The organism is Symbiopectobacterium sp. Eva_TO, from assembly GCF_053848865.1.
Genome location: NZ_JBSPEY010000004.1, coordinates 1,023,740 through 1,042,941 on the forward strand (window position 1 = coordinate 1,023,740; position 19,202 = coordinate 1,042,941).

General features: G+C 54.1%; 13 protein-coding genes and 6 pseudogenes. 10 read left to right on the forward strand and 9 right to left on the reverse strand.

From position 1 onward, the window contains the following. Positions 1-7: 7 nt before the first annotated feature. From ACWWJF_RS07275 to ACWWJF_RS07285, 3 genes and pseudogenes are all read right to left on the reverse strand, one after another. Positions 8-702 (reverse strand): IS1 family transposase gene (locus tag ACWWJF_RS07275; protein WP_455868802.1). Its coding sequence is split into 2 segments (ribosomal slippage): positions 8-459 and positions 459-702, totalling 696 coding nucleotides; the frame shifts between segments, so codons are not numbered across the junction. A gap of 85 nt (positions 703-787) precedes the next feature. Beyond that, positions 788-1,096, reverse strand: coding sequence for a hypothetical protein (locus tag ACWWJF_RS07280; RefSeq protein WP_455869073.1), 309 nt, complete (start codon positions 1,094-1,096; stop codon positions 788-790). 321 nt (positions 1,097-1,417) lie between these two features. Further along, a pseudogene (locus tag ACWWJF_RS07285) lies at positions 1,418-3,368 on the reverse strand (bifunctional 2',3'-cyclic-nucleotide 2'-phosphodiesterase/3'-nucleotidase). Between the two features lie 185 nt (positions 3,369-3,553). Between ACWWJF_RS07285 and cysQ the strand changes: the two are divergent. Continuing rightward, entirely contained in the window at positions 3,554-4,294 is a 741-nt protein-coding gene (gene cysQ / locus ACWWJF_RS07290; RefSeq protein ID WP_455869074.1) for a 3'(2'),5'-bisphosphate nucleotidase CysQ, read from the forward strand. A gap of 69 nt (positions 4,295-4,363) precedes the next feature. Here the strand turns inward: cysQ and ACWWJF_RS07295 are convergent. Then, positions 4,364-4,920, reverse strand: a pseudogene (locus tag ACWWJF_RS07295) (YtfJ family protein). Positions 4,921-5,257: 337 nt separating this feature from the next. Between ACWWJF_RS07295 and ACWWJF_RS07300 the strand changes: the two are divergent. Continuing rightward, complete coding sequence (locus tag ACWWJF_RS07300; protein ID WP_415674214.1) at positions 5,258-5,464, forward strand: DUF1107 domain-containing protein; 207 nt, start codon at positions 5,258-5,260, stop codon at positions 5,462-5,464. A gap of 79 nt (positions 5,465-5,543) precedes the next feature. On the opposite strand, the gene ACWWJF_RS07305 is transcribed toward ACWWJF_RS07300, so the two are convergent. Together ACWWJF_RS07305 and ACWWJF_RS07310 are read right to left on the reverse strand one after the other, a co-directional pair. Beyond that, complete coding sequence (locus ACWWJF_RS07305) at positions 5,544-6,884, reverse strand: hemolysin family protein (protein WP_455870983.1); 1,341 nt, start codon at positions 6,882-6,884, stop codon at positions 5,544-5,546. A 175-nt stretch (positions 6,885-7,059) separates the two neighbouring features. Continuing rightward, positions 7,060-7,266 (reverse strand): annotated as a pseudogene (locus tag ACWWJF_RS07310) (peptide-methionine (S)-S-oxide reductase); the annotation flags it as partial. An 18-nt stretch (positions 7,267-7,284) separates the two neighbouring features. On the opposite strand from ACWWJF_RS07310, the gene ACWWJF_RS07315 reads away from it, so the two are divergent. After that, positions 7,285-8,052: a DUF1187 family protein gene (locus ACWWJF_RS07315; RefSeq protein WP_455869075.1), complete on the forward strand. Its 768-nt coding sequence runs from the start codon at positions 7,285-7,287 to the stop codon at positions 8,050-8,052. A 112-nt stretch (positions 8,053-8,164) separates the two neighbouring features. Here the strand turns inward: ACWWJF_RS07315 and msrA are convergent. Together msrA and ACWWJF_RS07325 are read right to left on the reverse strand one after the other, a co-directional pair. Next, positions 8,165-8,630, reverse strand: a pseudogene (gene msrA / locus ACWWJF_RS07320) (peptide-methionine (S)-S-oxide reductase MsrA); the annotation flags it as partial. A gap of 278 nt (positions 8,631-8,908) precedes the next feature. Beyond that, positions 8,909-9,763 (reverse strand): annotated as a pseudogene (locus tag ACWWJF_RS07325) (IS4 family transposase); the annotation flags it as partial. A 228-nt stretch (positions 9,764-9,991) separates the two neighbouring features. Between ACWWJF_RS07325 and tamA the strand changes: the two are divergent. The 7 genes and pseudogenes from tamA (at position 9,992) to ACWWJF_RS07360 (ending at position 18,531) form a co-directional block, all read left to right on the forward strand. After that, on the forward strand, positions 9,992-11,728 hold the full coding sequence (gene tamA / locus ACWWJF_RS07330; RefSeq protein WP_455869076.1) for an autotransporter assembly complex protein TamA: 1,737 nt from the start codon (positions 9,992-9,994) through the stop codon (positions 11,726-11,728). Beyond that, complete coding sequence (gene tamB, locus ACWWJF_RS07335) at positions 11,725-15,594, forward strand: autotransporter assembly complex protein TamB (RefSeq protein WP_455869077.1); 3,870 nt, start codon at positions 11,725-11,727, stop codon at positions 15,592-15,594. Before tamA ends, tamB begins: the two co-directional genes overlap by 4 nt. 2 nt (positions 15,595-15,596) lie before the next feature. Beyond that, positions 15,597-15,938: a gamma-glutamylcyclotransferase family protein gene (locus ACWWJF_RS07340; protein WP_455869078.1), complete on the forward strand. Its 342-nt coding sequence runs from the start codon at positions 15,597-15,599 to the stop codon at positions 15,936-15,938. A 318-nt stretch (positions 15,939-16,256) separates the two neighbouring features. Then, positions 16,257-16,463, forward strand: a complete 207-nt coding sequence (locus ACWWJF_RS07345) for a siderophore-interacting protein (protein WP_455869079.1) — start codon at positions 16,257-16,259, stop codon at positions 16,461-16,463. A 107-nt stretch (positions 16,464-16,570) separates the two neighbouring features. Continuing rightward, positions 16,571-17,860: pseudogene (locus ACWWJF_RS07350) on the forward strand (IS4 family transposase); the annotation flags it as partial. Between the two features lie 4 nt (positions 17,861-17,864). Continuing rightward, positions 17,865-18,461: a siderophore-interacting protein gene (locus ACWWJF_RS07355; protein ID WP_455869080.1), complete on the forward strand. Its 597-nt coding sequence runs from the start codon at positions 17,865-17,867 to the stop codon at positions 18,459-18,461. Further along, entirely contained in the window at positions 18,430-18,531 is a 102-nt protein-coding gene (locus ACWWJF_RS07360; protein WP_455870984.1) for a hypothetical protein, read from the forward strand. The genes ACWWJF_RS07355 and ACWWJF_RS07360 overlap by 32 nt, the downstream gene beginning before the upstream one ends. A 68-nt stretch (positions 18,532-18,599) precedes the next feature. Here ACWWJF_RS07360 and ppa read toward each other — a convergent pair whose 3' ends face one another. Beyond that, entirely contained in the window at positions 18,600-19,127 is a 528-nt protein-coding gene (gene ppa / locus ACWWJF_RS07365) for an inorganic diphosphatase (protein WP_455869081.1), read from the reverse strand. Positions 19,128-19,202 lie beyond the last annotated feature (75 nt).

Here is a 19,202-nt window from a genome sequence, read left to right on the forward strand (position 1 = left end):
ACTCCAATTAGTAGAACATGTGTTTTTCGATGAAGGCTCCGATGACTTTTTCGTGGATCTCGACGGAGCGCGAGAAGCAAATCGTTTTACGCGCCAGTCGTTTAATGCGGGTACGGAGCGTCAGGTTATTGCGCTCTATGCGTTGCGTGAAGATCTTGCCAGTCAGATGTTTCTGCTTCGGAACCTCTCTTGCATAGCTGCCCCAGTTGTCACTGGTAATCATGCCGATGTTGAACGGTGTCAACAGAGCCAGCAATTCACGGCAGGTCTCATCGGTTCGGGGGCCAAAAGTGTAGGCCAGAACACCGCCCGTTTTGGTATTGTAAGCGTACCAGAGCCAGTGCTGTAGTGCCTTACTGCCAACGAAGCTCCATTGCTCATCAAGTTCACAGATAAGGGCGACGTCGGCGTGAGCAACGGGAGAAGACGTTATCCTGCGGGGCGAGAGCTTTTTAAAGCCCGGATGACCGTATTGATGCCGATTTTCAACGTTCTGGCGGTATCGCGAACACCGGCACCGTTGAAGGCCATATCAACGATCTGCTCTTTGACTCCCGGCTTTCGCGCTTCATAGCGGTAGGTAAGCTGGAATACACGGCGACAGCAGTGACACCGGAAGCGTTCGCGCTTAGTTGGACTAAGGCCATGTCGATAAACTTTATCTGAATGGCAGCGAGGGCAATGAACAAAAACAGTAACCACGTGGAAACCTCAAATAGCGGCAGAATATCACAAAAGCCAACTATTTGAAGGCATTACCCAGTTTTCCCTCTAGCAACAGACTCATTTATCCCTTGCCGCTGGAGCTAATGCAGCCATGGCCAAGGATGTTTAATCGTTTGGTGCCTTTATACGTATCGTCGAACCAGTAAATATGAAGTTCATCTGGGTTGGTTTTTAAGTCACGAAAATCATGGCCCCAGCGGACATAGTGATCGTCCGACTTATCAGGGCTAAGCAGATGAGTGTCCGCATCATGAACAATGGAGGTTAACTTTTGCAAAAAAGACGGCGTGAGTTGTTCTTTGGGAACCGATGATCGCGTGCCGGATGGCTCGCTCATTGGTTGGGTGGGTGTCAATGGCGTAATCGGCATCGTTAATCAATGGTAATCACCTGATGTAAACCTGTGTACATTTTGACAGCGAAGCCGTTAGTTAATCATTCATAAACAGATTGCTGGGCTACTGCGCTGTACTCCCTGTCGTGACGGGCGGACTGGATTACTTCAATCTGATCGCTGACACCGTCAATCATATCAGCGTTGTCGCTGCGAAAGCCGCTCAGGTTAAGCAAGGAGGAGAGGTGAGGTTTTCTTTCTGTAGCAGATCCTCCGCCTGTACGGAGGATGAATAATGAGTAGAATGATGTTGTCAGCCGTTTGAGAACGCCGCATCAAGCGGCGTTCTGTAACCGATTACTGTTTTTGCAGATCGAGGCGGTATAACGCAAAGCCCACGTCATCATGGCCGAGGGATGTCATCGGGTATTGCGCTTTTTCTTTGATAAAAGCCGCAGCCTTCGCTGAAGGTGTCGTTTCCACGCGGATATCCAGTGGTGTGTCGCTCTTGATCGGCGCCAAACGCCAATTGTTGTCCGCTTGAGGTTTCACTTCGCCCTGTTTTTGCGTTTCTGCACTGATATAGGCGGCCAGCACAGAACGTTTTTCATCAGGCGAGGCAAAGGCAACGTACTTTTCTCCGGTTCCGGCAAATTTTTCGCCGTAGGCGCGGTAGTTGTTGGTGGCGATCAGGAACGTCATTTTGGGATCGATGGGTTTACCCTGATAGGTCAAATTAACGATGCGCTCGGCGTTGGGATTACGCGGCGCGCACTCCCCGTCGTAACGGGCAGGTTGTGTCACATCGATCTGGTAATTGACACCGTCAATCACATCAAAGTTATAGGTGCGGAAACCGTCCCAGTTAATCAGGGATTGTGGCGCCTTGCTGTGAACATCGATTTGATTGAACTGGCCCGCTGAGCACTCCAGCCACTCTTTCACCTGCTGCTCGTTCACTTTTACTACCACCAGCGTATTGGGGTAGAGATAGAGATCGGCGTCGTTACGGAACGTCAGCTCACCCTTTTCCACTTCCACATAGCTATTCGGATCGTTCTTTTTGCCGCCCGCTTTAAACGGTGCGGCGGCGGAAAGCAACGGAATATCTGCCAGATCGGGGTCGCCCTGAATAAAGTGCTGCACATAAGCGCGCTGCGCGTTATTGACGATCTGCACGGTGGGGTCATCCTGCACCAGTGACAAATAGCTGTACATGTTGTCAGCGGCCTTACCGATAGGCTTGCCGACAAAGGTGCGCGTTTGTTGATGCGCGTCGGACAACACATTCACCAGATCTTTATCCGCTTCGGCACGCGATTGTTTTTGCGCTTTGTCGAAAATAGGGCGCGCTTGAGCTTTCCCCTCCGTCTCCTGCCATTGGCCGCTGTCATTGTTGACCACTAAATCAACAATACCCAGATGATCGCCCCATTGGCCGGGCATCACGGCGGGAATACCGTTCAAGGTGCCCTGCGCAATATAACTGCCGGGAATAGCGGCAAAATCTTTGCTGGGGAACACGGCGTGAGCATGGCCGAACAGAATGGCATTGATGCCCGGTATCTGGCTCAGGTAGTACACTGAGTTCTCTGCCATGGCCTTGTACGGCTCGCCAGAAAGGCCGGAGTGGGGGATGGCAACCACAATATCCGCACCTTTCTGCCGCATTTCGGGCACCCACTTCTTCGCGGTTTCGGTTATGTCGGCGACGGTCACTTTGCCGCTCAGGTTGGCCTTATCTCACACCATGATTTGCGGCGGTACAAAACCGATATAACCGATGCGTAAAGTATGAGTCTTACCATCGCGATCCTTTACCTGTGTGTCCTTGATCAGATAAGGCGTGAACAGCGGTTTGCCGGTTTTCGCATCGAGCACGTTGGCGTTCACGTAAGGGAAAGCAGCACCGGACAGCGCTTTGTGCAGATAATCCAAACCGTAGTTGAATTCATGGTTGCCGATGTTGCCGACCGCATAGTCGAGCCGGTTCATGGAGAGATAAACCGGATGCACCTCCCCCCTGTTGCAGCCCCTTGGCCGCCATGTAATCGCCCAGCGGGCTGCCCTGGATCAAGTCGCCGTTATCCACCAGAACGCTGTTAGTGGCCTCCTGACGCGCGCCGTGAATCAAGCTGGCGGTGCGTACCAGACCGAATTTATCGGTGGGGGTATCTTTGTAATAATCAAAATCCATCATATTGCTGTGCAGATCGGTGGTTTCCAAAATGCGCAGATCGACGGTGGCAGCGTGCAGTGTGGTGGTAACAAACAGGGCCACTAAACCTGGCGCGAGCGCGTGCTTCATATAGCCTGACTCCTTCATGTTGGCGTTGCACTTGGATTTGATACTCATAAAGTATCCTACCAAAGGAAGTAAATTGGCATAGAATCATGACAGGTCAGTGGCGCATCTCACTCTTTTGACAAAAAATAGGTCCGTTACTGCGTTGTATTGTGTACACAGCGGGCACCAGAAAGACGAGGTTCATTATGTTGGAACAAATTTGCCAGTTGGCGCGTGACGCCGGTGCCGCCATCATGCAGGTGTATGATGGCGAACGCCCTGTCGATGTCGCGCATAAAAAAGATGCGTCTCCTGTGACCGCAGCGGATTTGGCGGCGCATCACATCATCAAGCAGGGATTGGCACAGATGTTTGCCGATATTCCCCTGTTGTCGGAAGAAGATCCGCCAGCCTGGGAGGTCCGCCAGCATTGGCAGCGCTACTGGTTGGTAGACCCGCTGGATGGCACCAAAGAGTTTCTTAACCGTAACGGCGAGTTCACCGTGAATATCGCGCTGATTGAAAATGGCGCGCCGGTGCTAGGCGTAGTGTATGTGCCGGTTACCGGAGTCATGTACGCGGCATCGGGGGGAAAAGCGTGGAAAGAGGTGGAAGGCGTGCGCCGTTTGATCCGTGTTAACCATGCGCACCCGCCGCTGGTGGTCGTGAGCCGTTCTCATCTGGACGCAGAGTTAAAAGACTATTTGCTTCAGCTTGGTGAACACCAGACGGTTGCGATTGGATCTTCGCTCAAATTTTGTCTGGTGGCGGAGGGTAAAGCCCAACTGTATCCGCGTTTCGGGCCGACTAACGTGTGGGACACCGCCGCCGGGCACGCTGTCGCTGCGGCTGCCGGTGCGCAGGTACATGACTGGCAGGGCAAAACCCTCAATTATGTGCCGCGTGAATCCTTTCTCAATCCAGGGTTTCGCGTGTCGTTGTTTTGATGTGCGCAGCGGTATGGGCGAGGCAGGCGTGGTGAGACGATCGCCCACGCCTGTTCTCCCTGCCGAGAGTTATTCTTTCAACAGCTGTGGCAGCATGTTCATTACTTGCTGCACTTCTTGCGCACTGAGCGCCCCGTCTTTGAAATAGCGCACCTGGCCGCGCTTATCCAGCACCACGATCGCTGAACTTTTCTGCTCTAACTGCCAGGCTTTGCGGACGTTGCCATTACTGTCGACGATAAACTGCGACCAGGGAAAGGTTTTTTACTCTCTTCAAGACTGCTACGAACAAACGGGCCAGTGCCGATAATGGCGTCGTCGGTATTGACGATTGTCGTCGTTTGGTAATATTCATGCGCTAGATTAGCGGCCTTGATGGCACTTATCAGCGGATCATTCATCTCTTTGGCCGATGTCCTACCTGCAATGTGCTGGATGACGCGCACCTTTCCCACGAGCTGTGCGCTGTTCCAGTTCTGTTAGCTAAACTGTTGGTTTTGATACATCAGTTCCCCTTTATCGGCAATGCCAGTGGGGGGCAAGGTACTGTTGAGCGTAAGGTTGTGCGCCATGCAGGGCAGCGCCAACAGGGTACACAAGCTAAGCAGGGCTATTCGCAGACGCAGCGTCGAGGTGTGGCAGGCAGTCATAACGTGTCCTCTGGTAGAAAGCGGCGAAGGTTACGCGAAACCGTTGCTTAAGCGTAGAGGAAGATATCTGGTCTGTCCTGTCTGAAATGTGATCGAACTTCACAATTTTTGTTACGTAAAGGTAAAAATAAAACTATGCTGATCGATAACGGAACTATCTTATAACAGTCTGAAAACCGGGTGAATTATGCTGTTTTTTTGTGTGGAACTAAATGCCATCTGGCGACACTAATAGTTAGGCGTTCTTTTAACGCATGACTTTATACCCCAGCTTGGGGCCGAAGAGAAAAATGAAAACGGGAGGAGAGATACAATGCGGATCTTCGAACGTTACAACCCGTTAAAAGTTGCGAAGTACGTGAAAACGCTGTTTCGTGGCCGGTTGTATATCAGAGGCATCGGTGCTTTCGAGTTTGATTACGGCAAAATATTATTGCCGAAAACCCAAGACAAACAGCATTTGCTGGTGATGTCTGAGGTGAACCGTCAGGTGATGCGGCTGCAAGCCGACATGGGATAACGGTTTGAGAGGAATGCTGCCGCCGCCAGTGATGGGCAGCAGCAACGGGCCAGCGGTTCAGGCTGGCGCAGGTTGAAGCCTAGCTTTTAGGTTCTGCCGCAGGTTCTGCATCGGCAATTGCCGCAGACGCTGCGTTCTTCTCTTCAAGACGAGTGACCAGCAACTGGTCAATCTTGTAGCTGTCGATATCCACCACTTCAAATTTGTAGCCTGCAAAACGGACAGAATCGGTACGTTTCGGAATCTTGCGCAGCATATACATCATAAAGCCGCCGATGGTTTCGTAATTGTCCGAATGGGGAAAATCGTCGATATCCAGCGCACGCATCACGTCTTCAATCGGCGTGCCGCCATCGATGAGCCACGAGTTTTCATCACGCGCCACAATCTGTTCTTCCATGCCCTGACCAACCAGATCGCCCATCAGCGTGGTCATCACATCGTTCAGGGTGATAATGCCGACCACCAGTGCATATTCGTTCAGGATCACCGCGAAATCTTCGCCCGCCGCTTTAAAGCTTTCCAGCGCTTCCGACAGTGTCAGCGTATCGGGCACGATCAGCGCGGTGCGGATTTGAATACCGCCGTTGAGCGCCAGGCTCTGGTTGCCCAAAACACGGTTGAGCAGATCCTTGGAGTCAACATAACCGACGACCTGGTCGATATTGCCGTTACACACCAGAAATTTGGAGTGTGGTTGTTGGGCAATCTTCTCTTTTATTTGCGCTTCGTCTTCGTGCAGATCGAAAAAGACCACGCTTTCCCGCGGTGTCATCGACGAGGGCACCGTGCGAGATTCCAGCTCAAATACGTTTTCAATCAATTCATGCTCTTGCTTACGCAGCACGCCCGCCAGCGCCCCAGCTTCCACCACTGCGTAAATGTCATCGGAGGTGATGTCGTCGTTGCGTACCATAGGCAGTTTGAGCAAACGAAAGATCACATTCGATAGGCCGTTAAAAAACCACACCAACGGACGGAAAAAGAACAGGCAGAAGCGCATGGGATTGATAATCCGGATAGCAACGGCTTCCGGTGTCGTCATGCCAATGCGTTTCGGCGTTAAGTCGCCTAACAGAATAAACAGACTGGTTACCAGCACAAAGGAACAGGCAAAACTGACGGAATCGGCCATTTCTGGCGTCATAAAGCGTTGGAAAAACACAGTGAAATAGGGAGAGAACGCTTGATCGCCGATGATACCGGCCAGAATGGCCACGGCGTTAATACCGATTTGAATAACGGTAAAAAAGATACCGGGCGTTTCCTGGAGCTTTAATACCATGGCGGCGTTGAGATTACCCTCATCGGCCATCTGTTTAAGTTTTATTTTGCGTGAAGCGGCCAGTGATATCTCGGACAACGAGAAAAACGCACTGAGCGCGATCAGAAGAACTATCAGTAATAAACTGTTTAACATATGTTTTCCGGCCATCGTGGCCAGATCCTCAGGAAGTTCATGAATGCATGAATAGTAATAATCGCATTAGATGACAGAATGAATAACGCCGCCGTAACGGATGTCAGGCGGCGCAAGCATTATAACGGTGTTGATGGGTCATTTGGCAAGCATGGCGTAAAATATGGGCAATTTATCAGGCGTTGGGCGGCAAACACAGGCCGATGCCCGCCAATCCGCAATAGCCGCCGGGATTCTTGTGCAGGTATTGCTGGTGTTCATCTTCCGCGTAATAAAAGGGGCCCGCCTGAACGATTTCTGTGCTGATGGTGCGCGCATCACCGCTGGCGCGCATGGCTTGCTGGAAACGTGCCAGACTGGCCTTCGCCAACGTCATCTGTTCATGGTTAGGAATCTCAAAATGAAACGCTCACACTTTTCGCATCCGCCTGCGGATGCGGTTTTTTCACCCGGCCTGCGACGACTGGCCTGGCTCAACATCGCCGTACAGGCGGCCTTTCCCCTGGCGGTGGCCTTCACTCCGGTGATGGCCGGGGCCGGCGAACTGCATTTCCTGCAGCAGCCTGCGCCGTTGTCCGCGCAGCGCACGCAGGTCTACAACCTGGGCGCCGGTGAGACCGCCGCGTCGGTCGCAAAAAAGTTCCACCTCACCCTCGACCAGTTGCGCGAGCTCAATCAGTTGCGCACCTTCGCTCACGGCCTGAGCGGCCTGCAGCCCGGGGATGACGTGGACGTTCCGCTGATAACGGCAAAGGATAAAAAAACAGCATCAGGCGTATCTACGACATCCCCTTCCTCTGACGGCACATCCGCTTCCGCTGAAGGGGGCGATGAGTGCCCGTCCGGGAAAGCTTACGCTTATCCGGAAGGGTATGTTCCTGAAATGCTACCAGCAGTCGTTGTTTTCACTGGTGCATTCCGTGTATCCGGATATCAAAGTTACCGGACGCAGGATAAAAAAGCTCGGCGGGCAGGCTGTAACAAAGCGGGAGGAGCGCCTGTGTCATGGACATATTATTCTGCCCGCCGGCTGACGCAGGCGCAGTGTGAAAATATGCTGTCGCGGGATAAGGAGGTGGGAAAGGGGCACGGATTTCGGGTGATGCTGACGGAGTTTTGTTGTGAGAAGGTGGAAGATGATGTGAGGGTTATTCAGCAGACAATGTAACGATGCCCCGCAGGCGAGACAGAGGGTACAGCATCAGGCCAGGGCAAAGAGGTGCCCGGGACATACAAGGCACCGGAACCGCAACGCGGTGACGCCCGCCCTGTAAGGGCGCTACGTTCTGCGGTGAGCGTGTAGATGGCTGAGCGATACTGCGTGCCGAGATCGTTACCCTGACGCATGCCCTGCGCCGGATCGTGATTTTCCCAAAACAGTTGTAGCAGGCGATCGTAGCTGATGACAGCCGGATCGTAGACGATGCGCACCGCTTCGACGTGATCGGTCAGCCCGCTACAGACTTCACGGTAGGTGGGATTGGGCGTAAAGCCTCCAGTGTAGCCTGCTGCGGTACTGTATACGCCCTCCTGCTGCCAGAACAGGCGTTCCACGCCCCAAAAACAGCCCATGGCGAACAGCACAACGTCCATGTTGTCAGGAACGTGAGTCATGGAATGTTGGCTGACAACGTTCAGGCGTGCCAGTGGAGTTGGTGTGCCTCGCCCCGGCAGCGCTTCTGATTGACGGATACGTTGGTTTTTATCACTGTGCTGTACCACGTTGTTACTCCCACGATAATCCATGTTATTCATAGGTAACAGAATAACTAAGAAAGTTCACGCTGTCTTTATGGTTCAAGCCCGTTTAAGGTTAAGGTGTTGCGCAACCTGCATTTTTGAAATTACTCATTACACTTTAGAGCATATCGTTATACACATCTTTCTAACGCACTGTTTAATCAATGAGTTACGGGTTTATCTCAGAGTGGCATTTTGAACCTCAAAAAGCCAATGGGATGGCTTGAATGCCTTAATTCACGGGGTTCTGAGCATCCTGTTCAAAAAATGGCCAAAAGATGTGTATAACGATATGGCTTCACGCCTGCTGGCGGCTCAATTTCCTTGGCTATCACACAAGTCACTGCCAACCCGCAACGCAGCGACACTCGCTTCACGCACAGCGCCTGTTTCACCGTACGCGCCTTCTGCCCCGCGCGAGCCGCCATAACGAATTGGATTTCTCCCACCAGCACGGTCTTTCCAACCTTCTGCCAAAGCTTCTCATTACAGTCCAGACTGCGATTATGAGTCGAGCGGATCAACCAGTCAGCCGGAGTGCCAAGGTCATCAGCGAGCTGCATCAACGCCTTGATATCCGCTTCGCGATCGGCTAAGTACACCAGACGTGTGTTTGGCAACTCCGAGGCGAGTTCAGCAACTCGCTCGTATCCCTCGAGCCAGCGCGTACTCTCCTTGATCCCATCGCGTTTTCCGTCTGCATCCTTCGGCTCTCTTGCCCACATCCACGCATCCAGTACGCCCAACCCCACGCGATCCGGACTGACCGCGTAGGTCGGATGCAGATACAGACCACGCCTGGCTTCGTAGTTCAAGGGACCCAAGCCTTGGATTTGCTGCCCGTTGAAGTCAAGCTCGGTAGTGTCTTGGATACACAGCACAACCTCGTGTTCTCGGATCCTTTCCTGCGTACGCTGCCAGTGAGGTTGCAGAATGTCTCGCCATTCGAATGCTTGGTTCTCCATGAAGCGGTAAGCACCCAGCGTCTCAGACCATCCGAGGCACGCATGCGGAATGCTGGCTTGCGGATTCTCAGCCAGCCGTATCAAAAACCCTTTGGCGCGCTTATTGAGCCTCGTGTCACCAAGATTTACCCCTTCCAGTTCTTGGTGTGCCCAGCCATCTGAATCCCGTGTCATTTTTCAGCGCCGTAAATGGCGATAGTACACGTCGGTTTCACTTCATTTACAACCCCACCGGCTGCCTATTTCAGCTCGCTAACCCTTGGCATATAATGCGTTGCGGACTTGTGTATAACGAGGTGACTTTAGAGTGGGTGTAGATGAGGATGTTGAGTGGGATTGTTTTTGACATGATTTTCAACACACGCCTGTGTAGAACAATATAAACGAACGTGGGGAGTTGGCATGTCACGATACCGTACTTTGCTTTTTGTGTGCCTACTGGCAACTGCATCGTCCTATGCAGCGAACGTGCGTTTGCAAGTGGTGGTATTAGAAGGGGAATTACAGCGCAATGTGCGTGCGCGGCTCTCTACCATCGGCCCTGATGAGGTCAGCGCCGACGGGCGCTTTCGTGCCCGGGTTGATGATGCGATCCGGCGCGGGTTACGGGCGTTGGGGTATTACGATCCGCTAATCAATTTTGAGTACCGCCCGGCAGAAAACGGCGGACGACCGCTGCTGTTGGTGACGGTGACGCCGGGTGAGCCGGTCAAAATCGCGGGCACCGATGTTCTGCTGCGCGGCGATGCGAGCAGCGACAGCGATTTCCTCCAACTGCGGCGCCGTAGCCTGCCTGCGATAGGCAGTGTGCTGAACCACGGCGACTATGATGATTTTAAGCGTTCATTAAATAACCTGGCACTGCGTAAAGGGTATTTCGATGCGCACTACGACAAAAGCCAGTTAGGCGTGATACGCGAAACGCGGGAAGCGTTCTGGGATATCGATTATGACGGCGGCACCCGTTACCGTTTCGGTGACGTGCACTTTCAGGGGAGTCAGATCGATGAAGCCTATCTGCGCAATCTGATCCCGTTTAAGCGTGGCGATGAGTATACCAGCGAAGATCTGGGCGAATTTAACCGGCGTTTGTCTGCAACTGGATGGTTCACCTCGGCAGTAGTCTCCCTCAATTTCGCGGCGGGAAAAACCGATAAAATGCTGCCGCTGGATGCGGTCGTTACACCGCGTGCTCGCAATTTACTGGAAACCGGGGTGGGGTACTCCACTGACGTGGGGCCACGCTTTCAGACCACGTGGCGCAGGCCGTGGATCAACGAGCGTGGACACAGTCTGGAAAGCAGCCTGAGCGTCTCTGCACCGGAACAGTCGCTGGATTTCAGTTACAAAATCCCCTTGCTGAGAAGCCCGTTGGAGCAGTTCTACTTGCTGCAAGCCGGTTTTAAACGCGAAGACCTGAATAACACCAAATCAGATGGCACCATGCTCAACGTGGCGCGCTTTTGGACGCTTAATCGAGGTTGGCAGCGCTCCATCAACCTGCGCTGGAGTCTCGATCACTTTACTCAGGGCAGTGTCACCGATACCACCATGCTGCTCTATCCCGGCCTGACGCTGAATCGCACGCGACAGCGCGGCGGGACTATGCCCACCTGGGGTGACTCACAGCGCTATTCGCTGGATATCTCAGATACCACCTGGGGCTCGGATATCGATTTCGCGGTGATACAGGCGCAGAACGTCTGGATCCGTACGTTGGAGGATAAGCACCGTTTTGTCGCGCGTGGCAACGTCGGTTGGATTGAAACCAATAGCTTCTCCCGCGTGCCGCCGTCGCTACGCTTCTTTGCCGGGGGCGATCGCAGCATTCGCGGCTATAAGTTCCGCTCTATCTCACCGCGTGATGACGAAGGCAAACTGACCGGTGCGTCAAAATTGCTAACTGGTTCTCTGGAATACCAGTACAACTTTACCGGGCGCTGGTGGGGGGCGGTGTTTGTCGATACCGGTGATGCGGTAAACGATCTCAAGATCAACGACCTGAAAACCGGTGCCGGGGTCGGGATTCGTTGGGCCTCGCCGGTGGGACCGGTCAAATTCGATTTTGCCGTTCCGGTAAATGATTCCGAGAAACGTAACGATCTCCAGTTCTATATTGGTTTGGGGCCTGAGCTATGAGCCTGATAAAGAAAATAGCCATTGGGGCCATCGCATTTTTGTTGTTGTTGCTCATCACGCTGGCGGGGTTACTGTTTACCACGCCGGGGTTGCATTTACTGCTTAATGGCGCGGCGCGTTGGGTTCCGGGGTTGGAGATCGCCGAGGTGCAAGGCGGTTGGCGCGATCTGACACTGCGCGGTGTCAGTTATCAAACACCGGGTATCACGCTCAACGCTGGTGAGCTGCACCTCGCGTTGGAACTGGGCTGCCTGACGCGCAGTCAAATTTGTATCAATGATATTGGGCTACGCGATCTTGATGTCGTCATCGACAGCAGCGTCATGCCGCCGCCTGTGGAGACGCCTGCCCCCAGTGCGCCGGTGGGCGAACTGACGGCACCGTTCCCGATACGTCTTAGCCAACTAACACTCAACAATATCCGCGTTACGCTGGACGATACGGCGGTTTCTCTGGGTGAACTGCACACCGGCATGCACTGGGAAGGGCGCGCGTTGACCTTGCTGCCGACGCAAATCAATGCGCTGCTGGTGGCACTGCCGAAAACCAAACCAGCATCTACCGTTGCAGAAAGTACGTTGGTGGCCACCGAAGATGGCAAAGTCACCGCTTCTGAAGTGGGTGATATCGCCTCCGCGACGGCGCAGGCTGCTGCCGCACCGCAACCAGAAGCAACGCCACCTGCACCGGAAAAAGTGGCGATGCCGCCCGCATTGGGCGAGCAGCTACAGGCGCTGTTTGCCAAGCCGCTGTTGCCGGCGTTACCCGTGTTCACGCTACCGCTTGATATAGACATCAGCGAGTTGCGTGGTGAACACCTGCGACTGACTGGCGATCAAGATATCACCCTCACCACGCTGCAACTCAAAGCCGCTACCCAACAACAACATATTCAGTTGGAAAAACTGGCAATCCAGTCACCGCAAGGTGCCCTGCATGCGGCGGGCGAGGCCACGCTTAGCGATAACTGGCCGCTGTCTTTCGTTCTGAACGGGGTGGTGAATACCGCGCCGTTGAAAGGCGAGAAGATCAAACTGACGGTGGAGGGCAGCCTGCATGACTGGCTGAACACCACGCTTAACCTGTCCGGGCCGCAGCGTGCACTGCTTACCCTGAAAGCGCAGTTGGCCCAGCCTGAACTGCCGTTGGCGCTTACCGTGCAGTCTGAGCGTCTCGCCTGGCCGTTAACGAGAGAGGCGGAGTATCAGGTTAATAATCTGGCGTTAAGTCTGACCGGTAAGGCTACTGATTATGCCTTGAAGATCAACGGTGATATTCGCGGTAGCGCTGTGCCTCCCGCCACGCTGGCGTTAGAAGGCAAAGGCAATTTGCAGCAGTTTGATATAAGCCCGCTACGACTCTCTGCGTTGCAAGGCACCACTGAATTGCGCGCACTGGTGGACTGGAGCGAGGCCATCAGTTGGCGCAGCGAACTGGTACTCGATGGCATTAATACGGCGAAGCAATGGCCGGAATGGCCTGCGCGCATTGACGGCAAGATCAGTACGCGCGGCAGCCTGTACGGTGGTAACTGGCAGGTGGCGGTGACTGAACTGCGCCTGAACGGCAATATCAGGCAAAACAAATTGACGGCGCAAGGCTCGTTGAACGGCAATGCCGCAGGCCAGTGGCACATTCCTGGCATCAACCTGGCATTAGGGCGTAACCAGCTTGATGTTAAAGGCGATTTAGGTCAGCAATGGAAACTGGACGGCGTCATTGACGCCCCAGCGTTAAACGGCGCCTTGCCGGGGCTTGCGGGGCGCGTCGCTGGCACGGTAAGGTTGCGCGGCAATCAGACCGCACCGCAGCTATTGGCGGATCTCAACGCCACAGGGCTGCGCTGGCAGGGGTTATCGATCAATCGCCTGACGCTGGAAAGCGATGTGCGCTCGGATGCTCAGGTCAATGGCCGAATGGCGTTGCGCGTTGAGCAATTGCAACAGGAAGGCGTGAAAGTTTCTTTGCTGACACTGAATGCGCAAGGCAATGAGCAGCAGCATCAGTTGCGCTTGAACGTGGAAGGGGAACCTGTCGCCGGACATCTGACCGTGACCGGGTACTTTGACAGAGCACAGCAGCGTTGGCGCGGTACGCTGGATCAAACTCAGTTCACTACGCCGGTGGGGGAATGGCGTTTGTCGCCCTCAATGTCGCTGGATTATCAGCAAGCGCTGGCGCGCATTACGCTCGGTGCACACTGTTGGCAAAACCCGAATGCGGAGCTGTGCGTGCCGCGTGCCGTAGACATTGGCCCGAGCGGACAAGCCAGCGTGGTGTTAAACCGTTTTGATTTGAAGATGCTGGAACCGTTTTTGGGCGCAGACACTGCGCTGAGCGGCGTATTTACCGGCCGTGCTGATGTGGCCTGGCAGCCGAACGGTGGGTTGCCACAGGCAAAAATCGCGCTCACCGGGAACAAGATTGCACTGCGTCAGCAGATGAACGGCAACACGCTGCCAGTTGATTTTGACACTTTCACGTTGAACGCGGGCGTCGATCGCGGCCGCGCGACGCTGGGATGGCTCATCGCTATTCACAATAACGGCCAGTTCCGGGGTGATATTCAGGTGACGGACCCGCAGGGGCGACGCCAACTGGGCGGTGATATCGCCATCGACAAAATCTCCCTTGCGCTGCTGAATCCGGTGTTAAGTCGGGGGGAAAAAGCGGCGGGCATGCTGAACGGCGCGTTACGTGTGGGTGGTAATGTGCGTCAGCCTCAACTGAACGGACAGCTGGCGCTGGAAGGACTGGATATCGACGGTCACTGGATGCCGGTCGATCTGACCGATGGCCGTTTGGCGGTGAACTTCAATGGTATGAGTTCTACGCTACAGGGCTTCCTGAAAACCACGCAAGGGCAGCTTAATCTTAACGGTGATGCGGATTGGCATCAGCCGGAAGCGTGGCGGGCACGTATTGCGGCGAAGGGCGATAGGGTGCGGGTGACGTTGCCGCCGACGGTGCGGCTTGATGTTTCCCCGGATATTGAGTTTGAAGCCACGCCGCAACTTTTCACGCTCAATGGTTCGGTCAGGGTGCCATGGGCGCGTATTACCGTACAAGAGATGCCGGAAAATGCGGTGGATGTCTCCTCGGATGAAGTGCTGTTGGACGAACAACGTCAGCCGCTAGCGCGTAACAACGCTGCGATCCCTATCAACAGTAACCTGACCATTCGCGTAGGTGACGATGTGCGCCTTGATGCCTTTGGCCTGCGGGCCAGTTTGCAAGGCGACCTGAAAATGGTGCAGGACGAGCGCGGTTTGGGGTTGAACGGCCAGATCAACATTCCTACCGGGTGTTTCAAGGCCTACGGACAGGATTTAATCGTGCAAAAAGGGATTCTGGTGTTCTCCGGGCCACCAGCCGAACCGAATTTGAACATCGAAGCGGTGCGCAACCCTGATAATACGGCGGATGGTGTGACGGCGGGTGTGCGTATCACCGGTGCGGCGAGCGCGCCGCACATCGAGGTGTTTTCCACACCGACATTATCGCAGCAAGAAGCATTATCTTACCTGTTGCGGGGTCAAGGGCTGGACAGCACCGGTTCAGACAGTAATATGATGACCTCGGCCTTAGTAGGGTTAGGGGTTGCGCAAAGCGGTCAAGTTGTGGGTAAAATCGGCGAGGCCTTTGGCGTAAGTGATTTAGCTCTGGATACACAGGGCGCTGGCGACGAATCTCAAGTTGTGGTCAGCGGTTACGTCCTCCCAGGCCTTCAGGTCAGATACGGTATTGGCATATTTGACTCTTTAGCAACGTTGACGTTGCGTTATCGGTTAATGCCAAGACTCTATTTGGAAGCGGTGTCTGGTCTCGATCAGGCACTGAATGTGCTCTATCAGTTCGAGTTTTAGCGATGCGAATTATTGTTTATGGCAGTTTACGACGCAAACAGGGAAACAGTCACTGGATGACGAACGCACAGTTGCTAGGGGATTGTCAACTCGGTGGTTACGAGATGTATGACCTTGGCCATTATCCTGCGGTGGTAGTCGGGGAGGGGGACATTTTTTGCGAAGTTTATCGCATAAGCTCATCTATCCTGACAGAACTCGATGCGCTAAAGCGTGATGGTCACGAATACAAGCGCGAGTTAATCAGCACCCCGCTCGGGAGTGCGTGGATATATCTGTATCAACACTCGGTAACAGGGTTGCCGCGTATCGACAATGGCGATTGGCTGACGCGCGAGCAGTAATGGTACTGGGTAGTTTGTAAATAAAAGCGTAACCGGCGCGGTGTCGGTTACGATTCACTTTCCTTGCACCATCCTTTCTCACGCCATTCTGTTATCCTTTTATTAACAATAATGTTTCTCATTATCAATCCCGAGTGCTAAGGTAAACGCCCTTTTGGCCCGATGTGGGGCCATTATGGTCGCCCCTACGGGATAAGATGAGAAAGGTCATGGCAGAAAAACAGAAATACCGCATTTTTAACGTCGTGCTGGCGCATAAGACTTACCTGAACGCCTTCCCTGATGCGCTGTGTGTTCTCCGGTGAGTCGGTGCGTCAGATGAAAATGGATGCACCGGATCAACGCATCAAGCTGCTGCTTCCTCCCTCCGATGGCGTTTTCCCCGAATTGCCTGACAGTGATGAGTGGTACCGTCAGTGGCTGGCGCTGCCCAAGGCGCAGCGGCCGGTGATGCGCACCTATACCCACCTCGTTATACACAAGTCCGCAACGCCTTATATGCCAAGGGTTAGCGGGCTGAAATAGGCAGCCGGTGGGGTTGTAAATGAAGTGAAACCGACGTGTACTATCGCCATTTACGGCGCTGAAAAATGACACGGGATTCAGATGGCTGGGCACACCAAGAACTGTAAGGGGTAAATCTTGGTGACACGAGGCTCAATAAGCGTGCCAAAGGGCTTTTGATACGGCTGGCTGAGAATCCGCAAGCCAGCATTCCGCATGCGTGCCTCGGATGGTCTGAGACGCTGGGTGCTTACCGCTTCATGGAGAACCAAGCATTCGAATGGCGAGACATTCTGCAACCTCACTGGCAGCGTACGCAGGAAAGGATCCGAGAACACGAGGTTGTGCTGTGTATCCAAGACACTACCGAGCTTGACTTCAACGGGCAGCAAATCCAAGGCTTGGGTCCCTTGAACTACGAAGCCAGGCGTGGTCTGTACCTGCATCCGACCTACGCGGTCAGTCCGGATCGCGTGGGGTTGGGCGTACTGGATGCGTAGATGTGGGCAAGAGAGCCGAAGGATGCAGACGGAAAACGCGATGGGCTCAAGGAGAGTACGCGCTGGCTCGAGGGATACGAGCGAGTTGCTGAACTCGCCTCGGAGTTGCCAAACACACGTCTGGTGTACTTAGCCGATCGCGAAGCGGATATCAAGGCGTTGATGCAGCTCGCTGATGACCTTGGCACTCCGGCTGACTGGTTGATCCGCTCGACTCATAATCGCAATCTGGACTGTAATGAGAAGCTTTGGCAGAAGGTTGGAAAGACCGTGCCGGTGGGAGAAATCCAATTCGTTATGGCGGCTCGCGCGGGGCAGAAGGCGCGTACGGTGAAACAGGCGCTGCGCGTGAAGCGAGTGTCGCTGCGTTGCGGGTTGGCAGTGACTTGTGTGATAGCCAAGGAAATTGAGCCGCCAGCAGGCGTGAAGCCGGTCGAGTGGCGGTTGCTGAGCAATCGCGTACCTGAAGGACGAGAAGATATCGTGGAGCTGATCGACTGGTATCGGGCTAGATGGGAAATCGAGATGTTCTTCAATGTGCTGAAGAACGGCTGCTGTGTCGAAGCGTTACAGTTATCGACCGTGGATCGCATTGAGCGGGCATTGGCGCTGTTCATGATCGTGGCATGGCGCATCGCCTATTTAATGCGTATGGGACGAACCTGTCCAGAGCTGGACGCAATGTTGTTCTTTGATTCCGACGAGACTGATGGCGCTTACCTACTGATGAACAAGCGTATGCCCAAGGGCCGCCCTAAGCTAAACGAAGTATTGCGCTTAGTTGCGCAACTGGGAGGCTTTCTTGCTCGAAAAGGCGACGGTGAACCAGGCGCAAAAACTATCAGGAAAGGCTTGCAGAAAGTCATGACGGCCGCCGAAACGCTACGCGCGCTCAGGCACGAACAGAGATGTGTATAACGAGGTGACCTATACCCTACGCGACGTGGATGCGGCTAACGGTGAAATGGCGGTAGAGTTTGTTGTTCATGGCACCGAAGGACCAGCGTCTGCCTGGGCAATACAGGCGCAATCGGGGGATGCATTGCGCATTGTTGCGCCGTGCGTGGGAGATGATGAAGGTGATAGCGGCGGCTATGAGTGGCTTCCACCAGCGGAAATGACCCATGCCTTGTTAATTGGCGATGAAACTGCATTGCCTGCTATCAAGGGCATTCTGGAACAACTGGCGCAGCAGTCGAATCCCGTGCAGGTGCAGGCGTTTATCGAAGTGCCGCTGGAGGCCGACTGTGTGGATATGAGCGCGTTTGCCTTTGCCGAGGTGCACTGGCTGCCGCGTAAGCCGCAGGGAGCTTCTTACGGTGAACGACTGTTGCACAGCGTGCGAGCACATGTACGTTTGCCGGATATTCGCCTGGAAGCAGAGACTACCGAATTGCACGAGTTGGCAGAAGGTGAATTGCTGTGGGAGTCGGCCAGTCAGACGCACGGCCAATTTTTTGGCTGGGTGGCGGGCGGAATCCTCGGTGGTGAAAAACCTGCGGCGTTACTTGTCCGGTGAACGTCAGGTGCCACGCGATATAATCACGTTTATGGCTTACTGGAGCCGCGAACGGCAGCGGGATCTTTGACTGCGCGCTGAAAAGAAAACGGCGAGGAGATCCCCGCCGTTAGATACGTTGCGCAGTGCGCTACACGCTTATTTTTTCGCGCGTTCGAAGGAGGCAACGATCTCGGCTTTGGCCGCGTCCACGTTTTCCCAACCTTCTACTTTCACCCATTTCCCTTTTTCCAGCGCTTTGTATTGCTCGAAGAAGTGGGCGATTTGGCCACGCAGCAGTTCCGGCAGGTCGTTCACATCCTTGATGTGATCGTATTCTTTGCTCAGCTTGGTGTGCGGCACGGCAACCACTTTAGCATCTTCACCGGATTCGTCGGTCATTTTCAGTACGCCAACCGGACGGCAGCGGATCACTGAACCGGGTTGCAGCGGGTAAGGGGTCGGTACCAGTACGTCAACCGGGTCACCGTCCAGAGACAGGGTGTTGTTGATGTAGCCGTAGTTGCACGGGTAGAACATGGCCGTTGCCATGAAACGGTCTACAAACAGGGCACCGGTTTCTTTATCGACTTCGTATTTGATGGGGTCAGCGTTGCCCGGGATCTCAATGACTACATAGATATCATCCGGCAGTGATTTGCCCGCCGGGACGTTGATCAAACTCATGTCTGTTTCCTTTTTTCTAACGTCAGAAATGGAGTGGCGGCCATTATAGCCAACCCATTGGTAAAGTGCTGCGGT